Source organism: Escherichia sp. MR (assembly GCF_005280595.1).
Classification (GTDB): Bacteria; Pseudomonadota; Gammaproteobacteria; order Enterobacterales; family Enterobacteriaceae; genus Escherichia; species Escherichia ruysiae.
This window is the reverse complement of record NZ_SZVK01000022.1, coordinates 17,138-39,434: the sequence shown is the minus strand read 5'-3', so window position 1 is coordinate 39,434 and position 22,297 is coordinate 17,138. Positions and strand designations below refer to the sequence as shown.

Sequence of the window (22,297 nt, the reverse complement as noted above, 5' to 3'; positions counted from 1 at the left end):
CAAGTTGGCTGTTATGCAGGAATACACGAATCATTCCGATACCACTTTTGCACTGCGTAATATCTCCTTTCGTGTGCCTGGGCGCACGCTTTTGCATCCGCTGTCGTTAACCTTTCCTGCCGGGAAAGTGACCGGTCTGATTGGTCACAACGGTTCTGGTAAATCCACTCTGCTCAAAATGCTTGGCCGTCATCAGCCACCGTCGGAAGGGGAGATTCTTCTTGATGCCCAGCCGCTGGAAAGCTGGAGCAGCAAAGCGTTCGCCCGCAAAGTGGCTTATTTGCCGCAGCAGCTTCCTCCGGCAGAAGGGATGACGGTGCGTGAACTGGTGGCGATTGGTCGTTACCCGTGGCATGGCGCGCTGGGGCGCTTTGGCGCGGCAGATCGCGAAAAGGTCGAGGAAGCTATCTCGCTGGTTGGCTTAAAACCGCTGGCGCAGCGGCTGGTCGATAGTCTCTCTGGCGGCGAGCGTCAGCGGGCGTGGATCGCCATGCTGGTGGCGCAGGATAGCCGTTGTCTGTTGCTGGACGAACCGACCTCGGCGCTGGATATCGCCCACCAGGTTGATGTGCTGGCGCTGGTGCATCGTTTAAGTCAGGAGCGTGGCCTGACGGTCATTGCCGTGCTGCACGATATCAATATGGCTGCGCGTTACTGTGATTATCTGGTCGCCCTGCGCGGCGGTGAAATGATTGCTCAGGGAACGCCTGCGGAAATTATGCGCGGCGAAACCCTCGAAATGATTTATGGCATCCCGATGGGTATTTTGCCGCATCCGGCGGGTGCTGCACCTGTGAGTTTTGTTTATTGATGAGCGGCTTATCTCTTATTTCGCGCCGCCGACTGTTAACGGCGATGGCGCTTTCTCCGTTGTTATGGCAGATGAATACCGCCCACGCGGCGGCTATTGATCCCAATCGTATTGTGGCGCTGGAGTGGTTGCCGGTGGAATTACTGCTGGCGCTCGGCATCGTGCCTTACGGCGTGGCGGATACCATCAACTATCGACTGTGGGTCAGCGAACCGCCATTGCCGGAGTCGGTGATTGATGTTGGTTTGCGTACAGAACCTAACCTCGAACTGCTGACCGAAATGAAACCATCGTTTATGGTCTGGTCGGCGGGATATGGTCCTTCACCAGAAATGTTGGCTCGTATTGCGCCGGGACGCGGATTTAACTTCAGCGACGGCAAACAGCCATTGGCGATGGCGCGTAAATCGCTGACGGAAATGGCAGATTTACTTAACCTGCAAAGTGCAGCGGAAACGCATTTAGTGCAATATGAAGACTTTATCCGCAGCATGAAACCCCGCTTTGTGAAGCGAGGAGCGCGTCCGTTACTGCTGACGACGCTTATCGATTCGCGCCATATGTTGGTCTTCGGTCCAAACAGCTTATTCCAGGAAATTCTTGATGAGTACGGCATCTCAAATGCCTGGCAAGGGGAAACCAACTTTTGGGGCAGTACCGCCGTCAGTATCGATCGTCTGGCAGCCTATAAAGACGTTGATGTGCTCTGTTTTGATCACGACAACAGCAAAGACATGGACGCGTTAATGGCGACGCCGCTGTGGCAGGCAATGCCGTTTGTCCGTGCCGGACGCTTTCAGCGTGTACCCGCCGTCTGGTTCTATGGTGCGACGCTCTCGGCAATGCATTTTGTGCGTATTCTGGATAACGCCATCGGAGGTCAAGCGTGAGTAAACGAATTGCGCTTTTCCCGGCGTTATTACTGGCGCTGCTGGTGATTGCCGCTGCGGCGTTGACTTGGATGAACTTCTCGCAGGCGCTGCCGCGTAGTCAGTGGGCGCAGGCTGCCTGGTCGCCGGATATCGATGTCATTGAACAGATGATTTTTCACTACAGCTTGCTGCCGCGTCTGGCTATTTCGCTGTTGGTTGGCGCAGGTCTGGGGCTGGTGGGCGTGCTGTTTCAGCAAGTGTTGCGTAACCCGCTGGCAGAACCGACTACGCTGGGCGTCGCAACGGGCGCGCAACTGGGAATTACCGTCACCACGCTCTGGGCGATCCCCGGCGCGATGGCGAGCCAGTTTGCCGCGTTGGCAGGGGCTTGTGTCGTTGGCTTAATTGTCTTTGGCGTCGCGTGGGGCAAGCGCCTTTCGCCGGTAACGCTGATCCTCGCGGGTCTGGTGGTGAGCCTTTATTGCGGGGCAATCAATCAGTTACTGGTTATCTTCCATCACGACCAGCTACAAAGCATGTTCCTGTGGAGTACAGGAACGCTGACGCAAACCGACTGGAGCGGCGTTGAGCGTTTATGGCCGCAGCTGCTGGGCGGCGTGATGCTGACGTTGCTGCTACTTCGTCCATTAACCCTGATGGGGCTTGATGATGGCGTGGCGCGCAATCTGGGCCTGGCCTTGTCGCTGGCGCGTCTGGCGGCGCTGTCGCTGGCGATTGTCATCAGTGCTCTGCTGGTGAATGCGGTAGGGATTATCGGCTTTATCGGGTTGTTCGCACCACTGCTGGCGAAAATGCTGGGGGCGCGGCGTTTGCTGCCACGGTTGATGCTGGCGTCGCTGATTGGTGCGCTGATCCTCTGGCTTTCCGATCAAATCATCCTCTGGCTGACTCGCGTGTGGATGGAGGTTTCCACCGGTTCGGTCACTGCGCTCATCGGTGCGCCGCTGCTGTTGTGGCTGCTGCCGCGTTTACGCAGCATTAGCGCGCCAGATATGAAGGTGAACGATCGTGTCGCGACTGAACGCCAACATGTGCTGGCGTTTGCCCTCGCTGGCGGCGTGCTGCTGTTGATTGCTGTGGTTGTGGCGTTGTCGTTTGGTCGTGATGCGCACGGCTGGACGTGGGCGAGCGGGGCGCTGCTTGATGATTTAATGCCCTGGCGCTGGCCACGAATTATGGCAGCACTGTTTGCGGGCGTCATGCTGGCGGTGGCGGGCTGCATTATTCAGCGGTTGACCGGAAACCCGATGGCAAGCCCGGAAGTGCTGGGGATTAGCTCCGGTGCGGCGTTTGGCGTAGTGTTGATGCTGTTTCTGGTGCCGGGCAACGCCTTTGGCTGGCTGTTGCCTGCGGGAAGTCTTGGCGCGGCGGTGACCTTGTTAATCATTATGATCGCCGCCGGTCGAGGTGGATTTTCCCCACACCGGATGCTGCTTGCGGGGATGGCGTTAAGCACCGCGTTCACCATGCTTTTGATGATGTTGCAGGCGAGTGGTGACCCGCGAATGGCGCAAGTGCTGACCTGGATTTCCGGTTCGACCTACAACGCGACCGATGCACAGGTCTGGCGCACAGGAATTGTGATGGTGATTTTGCTGGCGATTACCCCGCTGTGCCGCCGCTGGCTGACCATTTTGCCGCTGGGTGGCGATACCGCACGAGCTGTGGGAATGGCGCTGACGCCGACGCGAATTGCGTTGCTGCTGTTAGCGGCTTGCCTGACAGCGACCGCGACGATGACTATTGGGCCGTTGAGTTTTGTTGGTTTGATGGCACCGCATATCGCGCGGATGATGGGCTTTCGACGGACGATGCCGCACATTGTGATTTCGGCGCTGGTGGGAGGTTTATTGCTGGTATTCGCTGACTGGTGTGGGCGGATGGTGCTGTTTCCGTTCCAGATCCCAGCGGGATTGTTGTCGACGTTTATCGGCGCGCCGTACTTTATCTATTTGTTGAGAAAGCAGAGCCGTTAATTGAATGCCTCGCCCGGTGGGCGAGGCAAAATCATCACAACTTCGCAAACACCCGACGCGCAGCATCGATGGTGTTATTGATATCTTCCATGCTGTGCGCCACAGACATAAAACCCGCTTCAAACGCTGACGGTGCCAGATATACACCTTCATCCAGCATCATATGGAAGAAACGCTTAAAGCGTTCCACGTCACAGGCCATCACGTCCTGGTAGCACGTCACGGACTCGGCGTCGGTAAAGAAAATACCGAACATGCCGCCAACATGGTTAACGACCAGCGGAATTCCCGCTTCTTCTGCCGCTTCCAGCAGACCTTCCGCCAGACGCGTGGTTAACTCATTCAGCGTTTCGTGAATGCCCGGCTGCGCGACTTCATTCAGACAGGCGAAACCTGCTGCCATCGCAATTGGGTTACCGGAAAGCGTACCAGCCTGATAGACCGGGCCGGTCGGAGCCAGTGCATCCATTACATCACGACGACCGCCGAATGCGCCTACTGGCATCCCACCGCCGATGATTTTGCCCAGGCAGGTGAGATCCGGCACCACGCCGTAATAATCCTGTGCGCCTGCCAGCGCCACGCGGAAACCGGTCATAACTTCATCGATGATCAGCAACGCGCCAAACTCGTCACACAGCGCGCGCAGACCCGGCAGGAACTCTGGCAGCGGAGGAACACAGTTCATGTTGCCTGCCACTGGCTCGACGATAATGCAGGCAATCTCTTGCGGATACTGTTCAAACGCGGCGCGTACAGACGCCAGATCGTTATAGGTACAGGTTAAGGTATGTTTGGCGAAATCTGCCGGAACGCCCGGAGAGTTTGGCTGACCTAACGTGAGCGCGCCAGAACCGGCTTTCACCAGCAGGCAGTCAGCGTGGCCGTGGTAACAACCTTCGAATTTAATGATTTTGTCGCGACCGGTAAAACCACGCGCCAGGCGGATGGCGCTCATCGTTGCTTCGGTGCCAGAGTTCACCATGCGCACCATATCCATCGTCGGCACGAGTTCGGTCACCAGCTCCGCCATTTTTACTTCCATTTCGGTCGGCGCACCAAAGCTCAGACCACGTTCAGCGGCTTCAATCACTGCATTGCGGATCGCCGGATGATTATGACCCAGCACCATCGGCCCCCAGGAACCGACATAATCGATATAGGCTTTGCCATCAACGTCGTACAGATAAGCGCCGTCCGCTTTTTCGATAAACAGTGGAGTACCGCCCACGCCGGTAAAGGCGCGAACAGGAGAGTTCACACCGCCAGGGATCAGCTCGCGCGCTGCGCTGTATAGGTTTTCAGACTTACTCATGGAGGGTTCCTGATTCGTAGAAAAAGTGAATGGCTGCTATTCTATGTTATTCATAACAAGTTAAATACTCGTCAAACATCAGGTTGCTTATACTGCTGCAACCTGGATTTCTAAGAGTATAAAAGTTTTGGGTATTTGAAACATTACGCTTTGCAAAGGATTTTCATGGAACGAGCGAGTAAAATGCCGTCATCTTATTTGTATGACCAATATGTGATCATTGGATGAAAACTGAAACTCCTTCTTATGAAATACCGCAGGCCGCGCGTCTGCGACGCAGACAACTGATTCGCCAACTTCTTGAGCGCGACAAAACCCCGTTAGCCATTTTGTTTATGGCGGCGGTCGTCGGCACCCTTGTCGGGCTGGCTGCAGTTGCTTTTGACAAAGGCGTCGCCTGGTTGCAAAACCAACGTATGGGGGCGCTGGTACATACTGCTGATAATTACCCACTTCTGTTAACCGTCGCTTTTCTTTGTTCGGCGGTGCTGGCAATGTTCGGCTACTTTCTGGTGCGTAAATACGCGCCAGAAGCAGGTGGTTCAGGGATTCCGGAAATTGAAGGGGCGCTGGAAGATCAACGTCCCGTTCGCTGGTGGCGTGTTTTGCCGGTGAAATTCTTTGGCGGGTTGGGGACACTCGGTGGTGGTATGGTTTTGGGGCGTGAAGGACCAACCGTGCAGATCGGCGGTAACATTGGCCGTATGGTGCTTGATATTTTCCGCATGAAAGGTGATGAAGCTCGCCACACGTTGCTGGCAACCGGTGCAGCGGCGGGGCTGGCGGCGGCCTTTAACGCGCCGCTCGCGGGTATTCTATTTATTATCGAAGAGATGCGTCCGCAGTTTCGCTATACGTTAATTTCGATTAAAGCGGTATTTATTGGCGTCATTATGTCGACCATTATGTATCGGATTTTTAATCATGAAGTTGCGCTGATTGACGTCGGTAAACTTTCTGACGCGCCGCTCAATACCCTGTGGCTTTATCTGATCCTCGGCATTATTTTTGGTATCTTCGGCCCTGTTTTTAATAAATGGGTTCTGGGGATGCAGGATTTGCTGCACCGTGTGCACGGCGGCAATATCACTAAATGGGTGTTGATGGGCGGTGCGATTGGCGGTCTGTGCGGGTTGTTGGGTTTCGTTGCACCAGAAACTTCGGGCGGCGGTTTTAACCTGATTCCTATCGCTACGGCGGGGAATTTCAGCATGGGAATGCTGATATTTATTTTTGTCGCGCGAGTGATCACTACGCTGCTCTGCTTCTCTTCTGGCGCGCCGGGCGGTATTTTCGCTCCGATGCTGGCGCTCGGTACGGTTTTGGGAACGGCATTTGGCATGGCTGCCACGGAGATATTTCCGCAATACCACCTTGAAGCAGGGACATTTGCTATAGCTGGAATGGGGGCGTTACTGGCGGCCTCTGTTCGTGCGCCGTTGACCGGGATCATCCTGGTGCTTGAGATGACAGATAACTATCAGCTCATTTTGCCAATGATTATTACCGGTCTTGGCGCAACACTATTAGCACAATTTACTGGTGGGAAACCGTTATACTCGGCGATTCTTGCCCGCACGCTGGCAAAACAGGAAGCGGAGCAGCTGGCGCGAAGCAAGGCCGTGGCTGCCAGCGAGAATACTTGAACGAAATACCAGGGTATTAGATAATGGCAGTTATTATTGGGTTAGAATTTGCCCAATTGCCGATGTCGTTTGGAGCAAAATATGAGTGATGACGTAGCACTGCCGCTGGAGTTTACCGACGCAGCAGCCAACAAAGTTAAAAGCCTGATCGCTGACGAAGATAACCCGAATCTGAAATTACGCGTGTATATCACCGGTGGCGGTTGCAGCGGCTTCCAGTATGGTTTCACCTTTGATGATCAGGTGAACGAAGGCGATATGACCATCGAAAAACAGGGCGTTGGCCTGGTGGTTGATCCGATGAGCCTGCAATATCTGGTCGGCGGTTCCGTTGATTATACCGAAGGTCTGGAAGGTTCACGCTTCATCGTAACCAACCCGAATGCGAAAAGCACCTGCGGTTGCGGTTCTTCCTTCAGCATCTAATCTGCTGTTAATGTGCCGGATAAACTATCCGGCACACCTTCTCTCTTCAACGCCCATTCTCATCCAGCGCAAACGTCGGCAATTTCAGATGCCACCGAATAGCCGCCAGCCGTATCAATAGCGTTACAACCATTCCCATCATACTGGCTGTTTCCAGCGGTACGGAGAAGGTGTAATGAGCTGTAGCGTGGACAATACCGCCGATAATACAGGCCGTCGCGTAGATTTCTGTGCGTAATATCATCGGAACTTCGCGCGCCAGTACATCGCGGATGATCCCGCCGCCGACGCCGGTGATCACACCCATACAAACCGCGATTAACGGACCCGCTTCCGCATTAAAGGCTTTGTTGACACCAATGCCAACAAACACTGCCAGACCAACAGCATCCAGCACCGGCAGCATCCATTTGGGTAAGCGCCTTGGCTGGCGTACCAGAACGATAGTCAGCATACTGGTCACCATCGCGACGACCAGATCGGTGGGATCTTTCACCCAAAATACCGGACCGTGATCCAGCGCCATGTCGCGAATTGTCCCGCCACCTACTGCGGTAACCACGCCCAGAACCAGGACGCCAAAAGGGTCCATACGCAATTTTCCGGCCAGCAAAACGCCGGAGATGGCAAATACCGCTGTACCGACTATATCCAGCCAATAGACGAGCATTTTTCAATCCCCACTGAGCACCTGAAAGGTCAGGCGCTAATCCACTTGTGAAAGCGCATTACAGAGTTGTTGTGCAGCGAGGATAATACGTGGGCTTGCGCGTTCAAACCAGTCACTTGTGAGAGGAATAACGGGAATTTTGAGTTGTTCGCCCCAGTATTGCTTTATTTTAGGAATTTTATCCGCTCCGCCAGTGATGACAATGGCCTGCGGTGCGCGTGCTAATACTTGTTCACGGCTAACCTGCGGCCAGGGAACTCGACTGTCTTTAAAGATGTTTTCTCCGCCGCAAACTTCCAGTATCTGGTTCTGAATCGACTCTTTTCCGCTGGTGAATGGCGGATTAATGCCGAATTGTAAGAAAACACGTTTTTTCGGTTTATCAGCATATTGCGCTTTCAGTTGCGCATACTGTTCCAGTAAGGTTTGCGCGGCTTTTCCGGCCTTGTCAGGTTGCGGACTCCAGGGAGCCAGTTGACGTAACGCATCGGCAATTTGTTCAATGCTTGTCGCATCGACCCACATGACTTTTATTCCCAGCGAAGCAAGTTGGTCAACCTGCCGCTCGGCGTTCCCTCCGCGCCAGGCAACCACCAAATCGGGTTTCAGCGCCACGATGCGTTCCAGATTCATCCCTTGCCAGGTGGAAACCTGCTCAATATTCTGCGCTTCTGGCGGATAGTCGGAATAACTGCTGACCCCTACCGGCGTGATCCCGGCGGCAAAGGCAAGTTCAGTGTTGGCGGGAGAAAGTGTGATAACGCGCGGCGCGGCGTTGAGCCACAGCGGTGCGAGAAAAGACAGGGCGACCAGCGCCCTGAACAGTGACTTAGCCATGCGCCAGTTTCTGCACCAGTGACTCAACCATCAGGCTGGACTGTTTGGCTGCAACGGCCAGAAATTCGTCGAAGCTGAGATGAGACTGTTGATCGGCCACGTCGGAGATGGCGCGTACCACCACAAACGGTACATTAAAATTGTGGCAGACATGAGCGATAGCTGTCGCTTCCATCTCTACCGCAATGGCCTGCGGGAAATTGTGGCGGATTTTCGCCAGACCAACAGAGCCGTTGATGAACGCGTCGCCGCTGACAATCAGACCTCGTACAGCGTTAAGGTTCAGTTCGGCAATGCAGGACTCGGCGGCAGCGATCAGTTTATCATCAGCTTTGAAGCCTGCCGGACAGCCAGGTAACTGACCATATTCATAACCAAATGCCGTGACATCCGCGTCGTGATAACGTGCTTCGTCAGAGACAACGATATCGCCCACTTTCAGCGTTGGCGCCAGGCCCCCTGCAGAACCGGTGTTAATAATCACATCTGGTTTGCAGTGTTCCAGCAGCAGAGTTGCACCCAGCGCCGCAGCGACTTTACCGATGCCCGATTTCAGAAGCGCAACCTCGGTTCCGTTCAGTTGACCTGTGTAGATTTCACAGCCACCCAGACGGAGAGTTTGACGGTTTTCGATTTTGTCACGCAGTAGCGTAACTTCTTCTTCCATTGCACCAATGATGCCGATTTTCATAGATTTACTCGCGATAAGCCTGATTTGAGGGCATAGTTTATCATGCGCTTAAGAGGAAGCGTATTTCTCACGCGGGAGAGGACATGGCACAGATTGATTTCCGAAACAAAATAAACTGGCATCGTCGTTATCGTTCACCGCAGGGCGTTAAAACCGAACATGAGATCTTGCGGATCTTTGAAAGCGATCGCGGGCGTATTATTAACTCTCCGGCGATTCGTCGTCTGCAACAAAAGACCCAGGTTTTTCCACTTGAGCGCAATGCCGCCGTACGCACGCGTCTTACCCATTCAATGGAAGTTCAGCAGGTGGGGCGCTATATCGCCAAAGAGATTTTAAGTCGTCTGAAAGAACTTAAATTGCTGGAGGAGTACGGCCTGGATGAACTGACCGGGCCGTTTGAAAGCATTGTCGAGATGTCATGCCTGATGCACGATATCGGTAATCCACCGTTTGGTCATTTTGGTGAAGCGGCTATAAATGACTGGTTTCGCCAGCGTTTGTACCCAGCGGATGCCGAAAGTCAGCCGCTGACCGACGATCGCTGTAGCGTGACAGCGTTGCGATTGCGGGAAGGGGAGGAACAACTTAACGAGCTGCGGCGCAAAATTCGTCAGGACTTATGTCATTTTGAAGGCAATGCACAAGGTATTCGTCTGGTGCATACATTGATGCGGATGAATCTCACCTGGGCGCAGGTTGGCGGTATTTTAAAATATACTCGTCCGGCGTGGTGGCGTGGTGAAACGCCTGAGACTCACCACTATTTAATGAAAAAACCGGGCTATTATCTTTCTGAAGAAGCCTATATTGCCCGTTTGCGTAAAGAACTTAATTTGGCGCTTTACAGTCGTTTTCCATTAACGTGGATTATGGAAGCTGCTGACGATATCTCTTATTGTGTGGCTGATCTTGAAGATGCGGTAGAGAAAAGAATATTTACCGTTGAGCAGCTTTATCATCATTTGCATGATGCGTGGGGTCAGCATGAGAAAGGTTCTCTGTTTGCACAAGTGGTAGAAAATGCCTGGGAAAAATCGCGCTCAAATAGTTTAAGCCGCAGTACGGAAGATCAGTTTTTTATGTATTTACGGGTGAACACCCTCAATAAGCTGGTGCCCTATGCGGCACAACGATTTATTGATAATTTGCCGACGATTTTTGCCGGAACGTTTAATCATGCCCTGTTAGAAGATGCCAGTGAATGTAGTGAACTTTTAAAATTATATAAAAATGTCGCCGTAAAACATGTGTTTAGCCATCCAGATGTCGAGCAGCTTGAGTTGCAGGGGTATCGGGTGATTAGCGGGTTATTAGAGATTTATCGTCCTTTATTAAGCATGTCATTATCAGACTTTACTGAACTGGTAGAAAAAGAGCGAGTAAAACGTTTCCCCATTGAATCACGCTTATTCCACAAGCTCTCAACGCGCCATCGGCTGGCCTATGTCGAGGCTGTCAGTAAATTACCGTCAGATTCTCCTGAGTTCCCGTTATGGGAATATTATTATCGTTGTCGGCTGTTACAGGATTATATCAGCGGCATGACGGACCTTTATGCGTGGGATGAATATCGGCGGCTGATGGCGGTAGAACAATAACCAGGCTTTTGTAAAGACGGACAATAAATTTTTACTTTTTGCAGAAACTTTAGTTCGGAACTTCGCGCTATAAAACGAATCTGAAGAACACAGCAATTTTGCGTTATCTGTTAATCGAGACTGAAATACATGAAAAAAACCACATTAGCACTGAGTGCATTGGCTCTGAGTTTAGGTTTGGCGTTATCTCCGCTCTCTGCGACGGCGGCTGAGACATCTTCAGCAACGACAGCACAGCAGATGCCAAGCCTTGCACCGATGCTCGAAAAGGTGATGCCTTCGGTGGTCAGTATTAACGTAGAAGGTAGCACAACCGTCAATACGCCGCGTATGCCGCGTAATTTCCAGCAGTTCTTCGGCGATGATTCTCCGTTCTGCCAGGACGGTTCTCCGTTCCAGAGCTCTCCGTTCTGCCAGGGGGGCCAGGGCGGCAATGGCGGCGGCCAGCAACAAAAATTCATGGCGCTGGGTTCCGGCGTTATTATTGATGCCGATAAAGGCTATGTCGTCACCAACAACCACGTTGTTGATAACGCGACGGTAATTAAAGTCCAACTTAGCGATGGTCGTAAGTTCGACGCGAAGATGGTTGGCAAAGATCCGCGCTCTGATATCGCGCTGATCCAGATCCAGAACCCGAAAAACCTGACTGCAATTAAGATGGCGGATTCCGACGCGCTGCGCGTGGGTGATTACACCGTCGCTATCGGTAACCCGTTTGGTCTGGGCGAGACGGTAACTTCCGGTATCGTCTCTGCGTTGGGACGTAGCGGCCTGAATGCCGAAAACTACGAAAACTTCATCCAGACCGATGCGGCAATCAACCGTGGTAACTCCGGTGGTGCGCTGGTTAACCTGAACGGCGAACTGATTGGTATCAACACCGCAATCCTCGCACCGGACGGCGGCAACATCGGCATCGGTTTTGCTATCCCGAGCAACATGGTGAAAAACCTGACTTCGCAGATGGTGGAATACGGCCAGGTGAAACGCGGCGAGCTGGGTATTATGGGAACCGAACTGAACTCCGAACTGGCGAAAGCGATGAAAGTTGACGCCCAGCGCGGTGCATTTGTAAGTCAGGTTCTGCCGAATTCTTCTGCCGCGAAAGCAGGTATTAAAGCGGGTGATGTGATCACCTCACTGAACGGTAAGCCAATCAGCAGCTTTGCCGCGCTGCGTGCCCAGGTAGGCACCATGCCGGTGGGCAGCAAACTGACTCTGGGCTTACTGCGCGACGGTAAGCAGGTTAACGTGAACCTGGAACTGCAGCAGAGCAGCCAGAATCAGGTTGACTCCAGCTCCATCTTCAACGGCATTGAAGGCGCTGAGATGAGCAACAAAGGCAAAGATCAGGGCGTCGTCGTGAACAACGTGAAAACGGGCACTCCGGCTGCACAGATTGGCCTGAAAAAAGGTGATGTGATTATTGGCGCGAACCAGCAGGCAGTGAAAAACATCGCTGAACTGCGTAAAGTTCTCGACAGCAAACCATCCGTGCTGGCACTGAACATTCAGCGCGGCGACAGCACCATCTACCTGTTAATGCAGTAATCTTCCTCAACCCCTTCCCGTTCAGGGAAGGGGGTCTTCATGCAATCTGTGAACTTCCCCACAACTCCATATATATCTTCGTTCCTTTGGGCATTTGCACAATGCCGTACGTTTCGCACTTCCTTATGCTAAACCGTGCACAAGGGAGGACTTATAGCTGGCTGGCATCTTGATACCAAAATGGCGCAGGATATCGTGGCGCGCACCATGCGCATTATCGATACCAATATCAATGTAATGGATGCTCGCGGGCGCATTATCGGCAGCGGCGATCGTGAACGTATTGGTGAATTGCACGAAGGTGCATTGCTGGTACTCTCGCAGGGGCGAGTTGTCGATATCGATGACGCGGTAGCACGTCATCTGCACGGTGTGCGGCAAGGGATTAATCTACCGTTACGGCTGGAAGGTGAGATTGTCGGCGTAATTGGCCTGACTGGTGAACCAGAGAATCTGCGCAAATATGGCGAACTGGTCTGTATGACGGCTGAAATGATGCTGGAGCAGTCGCGGTTGATGCACCTGCTGGCGCAGGATAGTCGTTTGCGGGAAGAACTGGTGATGAACCTGATTCAGGCCGAGGAGAATACACCCGCACTCACTGAATGGGCGCAACGGTTAGGGATAGATCTCAATCAACCGCGAGTGGTGGCTATTGTCGAGGTCGACAGCGGTCAGCTTGGCGTGGACAGCGCAATGGCAGAGTTACAGCAATTGCAAAACGCGCTGATTACGCCGGAGCGTAATAATCTGGTGGCGATTGTCTCGCTGACCGAAATGGTGGTGCTGAAACCGGCGTTGAATCCGTTTGGGCGCTGGGATGCAGAAGAGCATTGTAAGCGAGTTGAGCAGCTCATTACTCGTATGAAAGAGTACGGTCAGCTGCGGTTTCGCGTTTCGCTGGGTAATTATTTTACTGGACCTGGCAGTATTGCCCGCTCTTACCGCACGGCGAAAACAACGATGGTAGTCGGTAAACAGCGAATGCCCGAAAATCGCTGCTATTTTTATCAGGATCTGATGCTACCAGTTTTACTGGATAGTTTGCGCGGCGACTGGCAAGCCAACGAACTGGCGCGACCGCTGGCGCGATTGAAAGCGATGGACAATAACGGATTGCTGCGGCGAACACTGGCGGCGTGGTTTCGCCACAATGTGCAACCGCTGGCAACGTCAAAGGCGCTGTTTATCCATCGAAATACGCTGGAGTATCGACTTAATCGTATATCAGAACTGACCGGCCTGGATTTGGGCAATTTTGATGACAGGTTGCTGCTGTATGTGGCGCTGCAACTGGATGAAGAGCGGTAGGTTCATAACAAAATTAAAGCCGGGTGATACTTTACCCGGCTCGCAGAATGACATCAGTTACTATTATTTGCGTGTCAGCTTTTCCAGATCCGCTTCAATCTCACTGATCTTATTGGTTACCACTGACTCCAGGTGACGCAAGTCATCGAGGATCTTACGCTTAAGATCAACTTCGCTACGGTCACGCTGGCAGATTTGATCAAGCTCATCAATGATATAACGAAGATTTGGGCTGATTTCCTGCACTTCTTTATAACCCTGACCCACACCATCGGCGACCACCGTTTTGCGCTGACGCGGATATTTAAACTTCACGCTCTTGGCGAAAAACTCACCTTTGTCTTTCTGAAAATAGATTTTCAGAATATCGTTGTTGGCTTCCTGCCGGAGGCTGTAACGATCAATTTCTTCAGGATTGGTAATACCCAGACTTTTCAGATTGTCGTACATAGCGTTACCTCAAAATGAGTCAGTAAATTGTGCTTATCTTAGCATTTGGCCTGGCCCGCCCGGCTCGACTGTGATCGCAGAAAGCCTTTTTCTTCCAGACTTCTATCATGGCGTAAAATTTAAAAAATTACCTGCTTTATTCTGGCGATATTCCAGAGGATGGATTAGCACATTTATCTTCGTTTTGCGAATTACATGACAGTCCAAAAAAGATGAAAAAGTATTTAAAAGAAGGGACAAGAATGAGTAGGGCGAATTAATCTGAGTCAGAAAGCACACGGGCAGCATCGTGCTGCCCGTTTGCATACTTTTAGTCGATGGTACGCAGCAGTTCGTTGATACCGACTTTACCGCGAGTTTTCGCGTCAACTTTCTTAACGATAACGGCACAATAAAGGCTGTATTTGCCATCTTTCGACGGCAGGTTGCCAGAAACAACCACAGAGCCTGCCGGAACGCGACCGTAGTGGATTTCGCCGGTTTCACGGTCGTAAATACGGGTGCTCTGACCGATGTATACGCCCATGGAAATAACGGAACCTTCTTCGACAATCACCCCTTCAACCACTTCAGAGCGCGCGCCGATGAAGCAGTTGTCTTCAATGATGGTCGGGTTAGCCTGCAGCGGCTCCAGCACGCCGCCAATGCCTACACCGCCAGACAGGTGCACGTTTTTACCAATCTGCGCACAGGAACCGACGGTCGCCCAGGTATCAACCATGGTGCCTTCATCAACATATGCGCCGATGTTGACGTAAGACGGCATCAGCACGGTGTTACGGGCAATAAACGCACCCTGACGTACCGCCGCTGGTGGTACAACACGGAAGCCTTCTTTCTGGAAACGTGCTTCGTCGTAGTTGGCGAATTTCATCGGCACTTTATCGAAGTAGCGGCTTTCTGCCCCTTCGATCACCTGATTATCATTAATACGGAAAGAGAGCAGCACCGCTTTTTTCAACCACTGATGCGTCACCCACTGACCGTCAATTTTTTCCGCAACACGCAGCGCGCCGGAGTCCAGCAGCGAGATCACCTGATTTACCGCTTCGCGGGTAACAGTGTCTGCATTGGCTGGCGTGATTTCGGCACGGCGTTCAAAAGCGGTTTCAATAATGTTCTGTAACTGCTGCATTGTTAAACTCTTTTCATATCAGTAAACACATCACCCTTTATCGTTTGGATTGAGGGCCTCTGTCAACCGCTGATGCACTTCCTGCTGCAACTCATTATTAAGCGCACGTCGGTCGGCGGTGGCGATTATGAATAAATCTTCTACTCGCTCACCAATGGTTGTAATTCGGGCGCCATGAAGCGAAATTCCCAGATCGGCAAAAATTTTCCCCACCCGTGCCAGCAGTCCTGGTTGGTCGAGGGCGATCAGTTCGAGGAATGATTTTCGGTCGGTATGGGTCGGCAAAAACGTCACTTCGGTTTCAACAGTAAAGTGACGTAATTTGGCGGGTTGACGACGCGGCTGCGGTGGCTGCCAGCTACTTTGTGTCAGTACTTGCTCCAGGCCAAAGCGAATAACCTCATGGCGATCTGCGGATAGCGGGCTGCCATCCGGCTCCAGCACAATGAAGGTATCCATCGCCATACCGTCGCGGGTCGTGAAAATTTGCGCGTCATGAACGCTTAAATTGCGGCGGTCTAATTCGGCACACACGGCAGCAAACAGATACGGCCGATCAGGACTCCAGATAAATATCTCCGTACCGCCGCGCGTAGCCTGTGGGCTAAGTAATACCAGCGGCTTGCTTAAATCATGTTGTAATAAATGGCGAGCGTGCCAGGCCAGTTGATTTGGGCTATGGCGGACAAAATAGTTAGCGCGACAGCGTGACCAGATCTGGTGTAGCGCCTCTTCGTCGATATTGTCCATACGCAGCAGCGCCAGTGCCTGAAGCTGGTGATGGCGAACTCGTTCGCGCATATCTGGCGTGTTTTGCATTCCGCGTCGTAGCTGTTTTTCGGTGGCAAAATAGAGTTCGCGCAACAGACTCTGCTTCCAGCTATTCCACAGCGTTTCGTTAGTGGCGCAAATATCGGCTACCGTCAGACAGACCAGAAAACGCAGTCGATTTTCCGTTTGTACTTCTTCGGCGAATTGTTTGATGACTTCCGGATCCTGAATATCGCGGCGCTGGGCGGTGACCGACATCAGCAAGTGCTGGCGAACCAGCCAGGCGACCAGTTGCGTTTCGCGCGAGTTCAGGCCGTGCAGTTCGGCAAAATGCACCACGTCTTGTGCGCCGAGTATGGAGTGGTCACCGCCGCGCCCTTTGGCGATATCGTGAAACAGTGCGGCGATAAAAATCAGCTCTGGTGATGGCAGGCGCGGCCAGACGTCCACACACAACGGATGGCGCTGGCGCGTTTCTTCACTGGCAAAACTCTCCAGTTTCAACATCACGCGAATGGTATGTTCATCCACTGTGTAAGCGTGGAACAGGTCAAACTGCATCTGCCCGACGATATGCGACCATTGGGGCATATAGGCGCCCAGCACGCTATGGCGATGCATCGGCAGTAACCCGCGACGCATTGCGCCGGGGTGACGCAGAATGCTCAAAAATAGCTTTCGCGCTTCAGGAATGTTGCACAGTGGTTGTTGCAGATGACGGCGGGCGTGACGTAACTGGCGCAGCGTGGTGGAGTAAATGCCGGTGATCGCACTGTTGCGTACCATAGTGTAGAACATACGCAAGATGGCTTCCGGCTGGCGCATAAATAGTGTTTCATCACGCAGGTCGATAAGCGTACCGCGTAGCTGAAACTCATCGTCAATCGGACGCGGCTTTTCATCGGCGGGCAGGGCGAGGATGGCTTCATCAAACAGTTGTAGCAGCATCTGGTTGAGTTCGCTGACGCGGCGCGTGACGCGGAAGTAATCCTTCATCATCCGCTCGACCGGTTCGTTACCTTCACCACTGTAATTCAGACGCTGGGCGACGCTAAGCTGGCGATCAAACAACAGGCGGTTATCGTAACGGCTGACGACCAGATGCAGGGCAAAGCGAATACGCCACAAAATATGCAGGCACTCGTTTAATTCTGCTCGTTCCGCTGAGGTTAAGAAGCCAAACCCGACCATTTCATCCAGCGATGTTGCGCCAAAATGGCGGCGGGCCACCCACTGTAAAGTGTGAATATCACGCAAGCCCCCGGGGCTGCTTTTGATGTCTGGCTCAAGGTTGTAGCTGGTGCCGTGGTAACGCTGGTGGCGCTGGTTCTGTTCTTCAACTTTCGCCGCGTAGAACTTGTCGGAAGGCCAGAATCCTTCGCTGAAAATGTGTTTTTGCAGTTCGAGAAATAGCGCAACATCGCCAATCAACAAGCGTGATTCAATTAAATTGGTGGCTACGGTTAAATCCGATAACCCTTCCAGGATGCATTCTTCAAGTGTCCGCACGCTATGACCGACTTCCAGCTTCACATCCCAGAGCAGCGTTAACAACTCGCCTACTTTTTGTGCCTGGTCGTCCGGCAGTTTCTTGCGGCTTAAGATCAGTAAATCGACGTCCGAAAGTGGATGCAGCTCGCCACGACCATAGCCACCGACAGCGACCAGCGCCAGGTCGGCAATCTGACTGAAACCGGCTTCAATCCACAAGCGTTGCAGGAGTTGGTCGATAAACTCGGTGCGGGCTTCAATCAACTGTTCTGCGGAGATCCCGCTATCAAAGGCATCGCCCAGCCAACGCTGAAAGGTATCAATATGGGCTTTTATCCCAGAGACGGTTAATTCGTCACGGGGCCAGACGCATGGATTTTGCGGTTGACCGGGCAGGGTGGGGAGAGCGGTATTTGCGTACTGTTCTGGAAGGGTATTCATTGTGCGCCACCCATAAGATTAAATTATCGCATTAAAAAAGCCGGCATTCGCCGGCTTCAGATTGTTGACAAAGTGCACGTGTTCATGCCGGATGCGGCGTGAAGGCCTTATCCGGCCTACAACTCCTTGCAAATTCAATATATTGCAGGAGAAAGTAGGCCTGATAAGCGTAGCGCATCAGGCATTTTTGCGTTTGTCTGCCTCTTATTCGTCGTGCGAGATTATCGCCGGGATGGTGTCATCCTTGCGTAGCGTCAGAATTTCGCAGCCGTTATCAGTCACCACAATAGTATGCTCGTATTGTGCAGACAAGCTGCGATCTTTGGTTTTTACCGTCCAGCCATCTTTCATGGTGCGGATCTCTTTTTTACCCGCGTTGACCATTGGCTCGATGGTGAAGGTCATCCCCGGTTTCAGCACGACGTTGGTTTCAGGTGAGTCATAGTGCAGCACTTGCGGCTCTTCGTGGAAGCCGCGACCAATACCGTGTCCGCAATATTCACGAACGACAGAGAAGCCTTCTGCTTCGACAAATTTCTGAATTGCCGCGCCGATTTCGCGCAGATTAATACCTGGTTTTACCATGCGTAGCGCCAGGTACAGACTTTCCTGCGTCACGCGGCACAGGCGTTCGCCCATGATGGTCGGTTTACCGACGATAAACATTTTCGAGGTGTCGCCGTGGAAACCATCTTTGATTACGGTGACGTCAATGTTAACGATGTCACCGTCTTTCAGCAGTTTGGCGTCGTCCGGGATACCGTGGCACACCACTTCATTAATAGAGATGCAAACGGATTTCGGATAACCGTGATAGCCGAGGCAGGCCGAAACCGCGTGTTGTTCATTAACAATATAATCATTACAGATGCGATCCAGCTCGCCGGTGCTGACGCCCGGTTTAACATAGGGTTCGATCATCTCCAGCACTTCGGCAGCCAGGCGGCCAGCGACGCGCATTTTTTCGATATCTTCAGGGGTCTTGATTGAGATAGCCATTAATTCTGTCCATCAGCGTCGGTGATACCGACAATATATATGTAAGTGCTGTCAATGGTATCACACCCTGTCAAATTGAGAATCATTCTGAACTTCGCGAAACGTGCCACCGAGGGTTTTCTATAATAGAAAATTCAGCGTCTGATGCTGTACACAGCGCCAACAATTATTGGAGTCCACGGCGTATTTGTGGTATAAAGCGCGCCGGACTTCCGATCCATTTCGTATACACAGACTGGACGGGAGCGACAATCTCACTTTGTGTAACAACACACACGTATCGGCACATATTCCGGGGTGCCCTTTGGGGTCGGTAATATGGGATACGTGGAGGCATAACCCCAACTTTTATATAGAGGTTTTAATCATGGCAACTGTTTCCATGCGCGACATGCTCAAGGCTGGTGTTCACTTCGGTCACCAGACCCGTTACTGGAACCCGAAAATGAAGCCGTTCATCTTCGGTGCGCGTAACAAAGTTCACATCATCAACCTTGAGAAAACTGTACCGATGTTCAACGAAGCTCTGGCTGAACTGAACAAGATTGCTTCTCGCAAAGGTAAAATCCTTTTCGTTGGTACTAAACGCGCTGCAAGCGAAGCGGTGAAAGACGCTGCTCTGAGCTGCGACCAGTTCTTCGTGAACCATCGCTGGCTGGGCGGTATGCTGACTAACTGGAAAACCGTTCGTCAGTCCATCAAACGTCTGAAAGACCTGGAAACTCAGTCTCAGGACGGTACTTTCGACAAGCTGACCAAGAAAGAAGCGCTGATGCGCACTCGTGAGCTGGAGAAACTGGAAAACAGCCTGGGCGGTATCAAAGACATGGGCGGTCTGCCGGACGCTCTGTTTGTAATCGATGCTGACCACGAACACATTGCTATCAAAGAAGCAAACAACCTGGGTATTCCGGTATTTGCTATCGTTGATACCAACTCTGATCCGGACGGTGTTGACTTCGTTATCCCGGGTAACGACGACGCAATCCGTGCTGTGACCCTGTACCTGGGCGCTGTAGCTGCAACCGTACGTGAAGGCCGTTCTCAGGATCTGGCTTCCCAGGCGGAAGAAAGCTTCGTAGAAGCTGAGTAATAAGGCTTGATAACTCCCCCAAAATAGTTCGAGTTGCAGAAAGGCGGCAAGCTCGATAATTCTTGGGAGCTTACATCAGTAAGTGACCGGGATGAGCGAGCGAAGACAACGCATCTGCGGCGCGAAATATGAAGGGGGGAGAGCCCTTATAGACCAGGTAGTACACGTTTGGTTAGGGGGCCTGCATATGGCCCCCTTTTTCACTTTTATATCTGTGCGGTTTAATTCCGGGCAGATCACATCTCCGAGGATTTTAGAATGGCTGAAATTACCGCATCCCTGGTAAAAGAGCTGCGTGAGCGTACTGGCGCAGGCATGATGGATTGCAAAAAAGCACTGACTGAAGCTAACGGCGACATCGAGCTGGCAATCGAAAACATGCGTAAGTCCGGTGCTATCAAAGCAGCGAAAAAAGCAGGCAACGTTGCTGCTGATGGCGTGATCAAAACCAAAATCGACGGCAACTACGGCATCATTCTGGAAGTTAACTGCCAGACTGACTTCGTAGCAAAAGACGCTGGTTTCCAGGCGTTCGCAGACAAAGTTCTGGACGCAGCTGTTGCTGGCAAAATCACTGACGTTGAAGTTCTGAAAGCACAGTTCGAAGAAGAACGCGTTGCGCTGGTAGCGAAAATTGGTGAAAACATCAACATTCGCCGCGTTGCTGCGCTGGAAGGCGACGTTCTGGGTTCTTATCAGCACGGTGCGCGTATCGGCGTTCTGGTTGCTGCTAAAGGCGCTGACGAAGAGCTGGTTAAACACATCGCTATGCACGTTGCTGCAAGCAAGCCGGAATTCATCAAGCCGGAAGACGTATCTGCTGAAGTGGTAGAGAAAGAATACCAGGTACAGCTGGATATCGCGATGCAGTCTGGTAAGCCGAAAGAAATCGCAGAGAAAATGGTTGAAGGCCGCATGAAGAAATTCACCGGCGAAGTTTCTCTGACCGGTCAGCCGTTCGTTATGGAACCGGCAAAAACTGTTGGTCAGCTGCTGAAAGAGCATAACGCTGAAGTGACTGGCTTCATCCGCTTCGAAGTGGGTGAAGGTATCGAGAAAGTTGAGACTGACTTTGCAGCAGAAGTTGCTGCGATGTCCAAGCAGTCTTAATTATCGAAAAGGAGCCGCCTGAGGGCGGCTTCTTTTTGCGCCCATCTTGTAAATTCAGCTAACCCTTATGGGGCTGCGCTGAAAAGCGACGTACAATGTCGCTAGTATTAATTCATTTCAATCGTTGACAGTCTCAGGAAAGAAACATGGCTACCAATGCAAAACCCGTCTATAAACGCATTCTGCTTAAGTTGAGTGGCGAAGCTCTGCAGGGCACTGAAGGCTTCGGTATTGATGCAAGCATACTGGATCGCATGGCTCAGGAAATCAAAGAACTGGTTGAACTGGGTATTCAGGTTGGTGTGGTGATTGGTGGGGGTAACCTGTTCCGTGGCGCTGGTCTGGCGAAAGCGGGTATGAACCGCGTTGTGGGCGACCACATGGGGATGCTGGCTACCGTAATGAACGGTCTGGCAATGCGTGATGCACTGCACCGCGCCTATGTGAACGCTCGTCTGATGTCCGCTATTCCATTGAATGGCGTATGCGACAGCTACAGCTGGGCAGAAGCTATCAGTCTGTTGCGCAACAACCGTGTGGTGATCCTCTCCGCCGGTACTGGTAATCCATTCTTTACCACTGACTCCGCAGCTTGTCTGCGTGGTATCGAAATTGAAGCCGATGTGGTGCTGAAAGCAACCAAAGTTGACGGTGTGTTTACCGCTGACCCGGCGAAAGATCCAACTGCAACTATGTACGAGCAGCTGACCTACAGTGAAGTGCTGGAAAAAGAGCTGAAAGTAATGGATCTGGCGGCCTTTACGCTGGCTCGTGACCACAAATTACCGATTCGTGTTTTCAACATGAACAAACCGGGTGCGCTGCGCCGTGTGGTAATGGGTGAAAAAGAAGGGACTTTAATCACGGAATAATTCCCGTGATGGATAAATAAGGGTAAGATTCCGCATAAGTATCGCGGGGGCGTAAGTCTGGTTATAAGGCGTTATTGTTGCAGGCAGTTTGGTCACGGCCAGCGCGCAGCAACCGGAGCGTACATAAGTACGTGAGGATAGCGAGCACTGCCCGGGGTCAAAATGGCAAATAAAATAGCCTAATAATCCAGACGATTACCCGTA

Annotated in this window: 21 protein-coding genes; 13 read left to right on the top strand and 8 right to left on the bottom strand. The window is 52.2% G+C overall.

What is annotated here, in order from left to right:
• The first annotated feature begins 13 nt into the window (after positions 1–13).
• The 3 genes from fhuC to fhuB are packed head-to-tail and all read left to right on the top strand — an operon-like array spanning position 14 to position 3,680.
• Positions 14–811, top strand: coding sequence for a Fe3+-hydroxamate ABC transporter ATP-binding protein FhuC (gene fhuC / locus FC814_RS11725; RefSeq protein WP_010346004.1), 798 nt, complete (start codon positions 14–16; stop codon positions 809–811).
• A complete protein-coding gene (gene fhuD, locus FC814_RS11720) occupies positions 811–1,701 on the top strand; it encodes a Fe(3+)-hydroxamate ABC transporter substrate-binding protein FhuD (protein ID WP_137325967.1) in 891 nt (296 codons plus the stop codon). Before fhuC ends, fhuD begins: the two co-directional genes overlap by 1 nt.
• A complete protein-coding gene (fhuB, locus tag FC814_RS11715) occupies positions 1,698–3,680 on the top strand; it encodes a Fe(3+)-hydroxamate ABC transporter permease FhuB (RefSeq protein ID WP_000044016.1) in 1,983 nt (660 codons plus the stop codon). The genes fhuD and fhuB overlap by 4 nt, the downstream gene beginning before the upstream one ends.
• 34 nt (positions 3,681–3,714) lie before the next feature.
• On the opposite strand, the gene hemL is transcribed toward fhuB, so the two are convergent.
• Positions 3,715–4,995, bottom strand: coding sequence for a glutamate-1-semialdehyde 2,1-aminomutase (gene hemL, locus FC814_RS11710; protein WP_000045244.1), 1,281 nt, complete (start codon positions 4,993–4,995; stop codon positions 3,715–3,717).
• Positions 4,996–5,160: 165 nt separating this feature from the next.
• Between hemL and FC814_RS23135 the strand changes: the two genes are divergently transcribed.
• From FC814_RS23135 to erpA, 4 genes are read left to right on the top strand one after another with little or no spacing between them, the layout of a single operon-like run.
• On the top strand, positions 5,161–5,223 hold the full coding sequence (locus FC814_RS23135; RefSeq protein ID WP_212741837.1) for a hypothetical protein: 63 nt from the start codon (positions 5,161–5,163) through the stop codon (positions 5,221–5,223).
• Positions 5,220–6,641: a H(+)/Cl(-) exchange transporter ClcA gene (clcA, locus tag FC814_RS11705; RefSeq protein ID WP_000846361.1), complete on the top strand. Its 1,422-nt coding sequence runs from the start codon at positions 5,220–5,222 to the stop codon at positions 6,639–6,641. Before FC814_RS23135 ends, clcA begins: the two co-directional genes overlap by 4 nt.
• 23 nt (positions 6,642–6,664) lie before the next feature.
• Entirely contained in the window at positions 6,665–6,730 is a 66-nt protein-coding gene (yadW, locus tag FC814_RS11700; protein ID WP_122998795.1) for a small protein YadW, read from the top strand.
• Positions 6,723–7,067, top strand: coding sequence for an iron-sulfur cluster insertion protein ErpA (gene erpA, locus FC814_RS11695; protein ID WP_001295564.1), 345 nt, complete (start codon positions 6,723–6,725; stop codon positions 7,065–7,067). Before yadW ends, erpA begins: the two co-directional genes overlap by 8 nt.
• A gap of 46 nt (positions 7,068–7,113) precedes the next feature.
• Here erpA and FC814_RS11690 read toward each other — a convergent pair whose 3' ends face one another.
• Genes FC814_RS11690 through mtnN form a run of 3 tightly spaced genes read right to left on the bottom strand, consistent with a single transcriptional unit; the run spans position 7,114 to position 9,265 of the window.
• The gene (locus FC814_RS11690; protein ID WP_000964226.1) at positions 7,114–7,737 is read right to left on the bottom strand and encodes a TRIC cation channel family protein; all 624 of its coding nucleotides are present in this window, start codon (positions 7,735–7,737) and stop codon (positions 7,114–7,116) included.
• A gap of 36 nt (positions 7,738–7,773) precedes the next feature.
• On the bottom strand, positions 7,774–8,574 hold the full coding sequence (gene btuF, locus FC814_RS11685) for a vitamin B12 ABC transporter substrate-binding protein BtuF (RefSeq protein ID WP_010345996.1): 801 nt from the start codon (positions 8,572–8,574) through the stop codon (positions 7,774–7,776).
• On the bottom strand, positions 8,567–9,265 hold the full coding sequence (gene mtnN, locus FC814_RS11680) for a 5'-methylthioadenosine/S-adenosylhomocysteine nucleosidase (protein ID WP_000689855.1): 699 nt from the start codon (positions 9,263–9,265) through the stop codon (positions 8,567–8,569). Before mtnN ends, btuF begins: the two co-directional genes overlap by 8 nt.
• Positions 9,266–9,348: 83 nt before the next feature.
• Here mtnN and dgt point away from each other — a divergent pair, with 83 nt between their 5' ends.
• The 3 genes from dgt to cdaR all read left to right on the top strand — a co-directional run bounded on the left by dgt (position 9,349) and on the right by cdaR (position 13,731).
• A complete protein-coding gene (gene dgt / locus FC814_RS11675) occupies positions 9,349–10,866 on the top strand; it encodes a dGTPase (RefSeq protein ID WP_032224478.1) in 1,518 nt (505 codons plus the stop codon).
• Between the two features lie 129 nt (positions 10,867–10,995).
• Positions 10,996–12,420 (top strand): serine endoprotease DegP, encoded by a 1,425-nt coding sequence (gene degP / locus FC814_RS11670; RefSeq protein WP_000753934.1) that lies wholly within the window; start codon positions 10,996–10,998, stop codon positions 12,418–12,420.
• A gap of 153 nt (positions 12,421–12,573) precedes the next feature.
• Complete coding sequence (gene cdaR, locus FC814_RS11665) at positions 12,574–13,731, top strand: DNA-binding transcriptional regulator CdaR (RefSeq protein WP_137325973.1); 1,158 nt, start codon at positions 12,574–12,576, stop codon at positions 13,729–13,731.
• A 63-nt stretch (positions 13,732–13,794) separates the two neighbouring features.
• Here cdaR and FC814_RS11660 read toward each other — a convergent pair whose 3' ends face one another.
• From FC814_RS11660 to map, 4 genes are all read right to left on the bottom strand, one after another.
• A complete protein-coding gene (locus FC814_RS11660) occupies positions 13,795–14,181 on the bottom strand; it encodes a DUF3461 family protein (RefSeq protein ID WP_000272188.1) in 387 nt (128 codons plus the stop codon).
• 310 nt (positions 14,182–14,491) lie between these two features.
• Positions 14,492–15,316 carry a 2,3,4,5-tetrahydropyridine-2,6-dicarboxylate N-succinyltransferase gene (gene dapD / locus FC814_RS11655; protein WP_001186663.1) on the bottom strand — a complete coding sequence of 275 codons (825 nt, stop codon included), beginning with the start codon at positions 15,314–15,316 and terminating at the stop codon, positions 14,492–14,494.
• Between the two features lie 30 nt (positions 15,317–15,346).
• Complete coding sequence (gene glnD / locus FC814_RS11650) at positions 15,347–18,019, bottom strand: bifunctional uridylyltransferase/uridylyl-removing protein GlnD (protein ID WP_001094592.1); 2,673 nt, start codon at positions 18,017–18,019, stop codon at positions 15,347–15,349.
• 204 nt (positions 18,020–18,223) lie between these two features.
• On the bottom strand, positions 18,224–19,018 hold the full coding sequence (gene map / locus FC814_RS11645; RefSeq protein WP_001018198.1) for a type I methionyl aminopeptidase: 795 nt from the start codon (positions 19,016–19,018) through the stop codon (positions 18,224–18,226).
• Positions 19,019–19,385: 367 nt separating this feature from the next.
• Here map and rpsB point away from each other — a divergent pair, with 367 nt between their 5' ends.
• The 3 genes from rpsB to pyrH all read left to right on the top strand — a co-directional run bounded on the left by rpsB (position 19,386) and on the right by pyrH (position 22,093).
• The gene (gene rpsB, locus FC814_RS11640) at positions 19,386–20,111 is read left to right on the top strand and encodes a 30S ribosomal protein S2 (protein WP_000246882.1); all 726 of its coding nucleotides are present in this window, start codon (positions 19,386–19,388) and stop codon (positions 20,109–20,111) included.
• Between the two features lie 258 nt (positions 20,112–20,369).
• On the top strand, positions 20,370–21,221 hold the full coding sequence (tsf, locus tag FC814_RS11635; protein WP_000818112.1) for a translation elongation factor Ts: 852 nt from the start codon (positions 20,370–20,372) through the stop codon (positions 21,219–21,221).
• Between the two features lie 146 nt (positions 21,222–21,367).
• Positions 21,368–22,093 carry a UMP kinase gene (pyrH, locus tag FC814_RS11630; protein WP_000224573.1) on the top strand — a complete coding sequence of 242 codons (726 nt, stop codon included), beginning with the start codon at positions 21,368–21,370 and terminating at the stop codon, positions 22,091–22,093.
• Positions 22,094–22,297 lie beyond the last annotated feature (204 nt).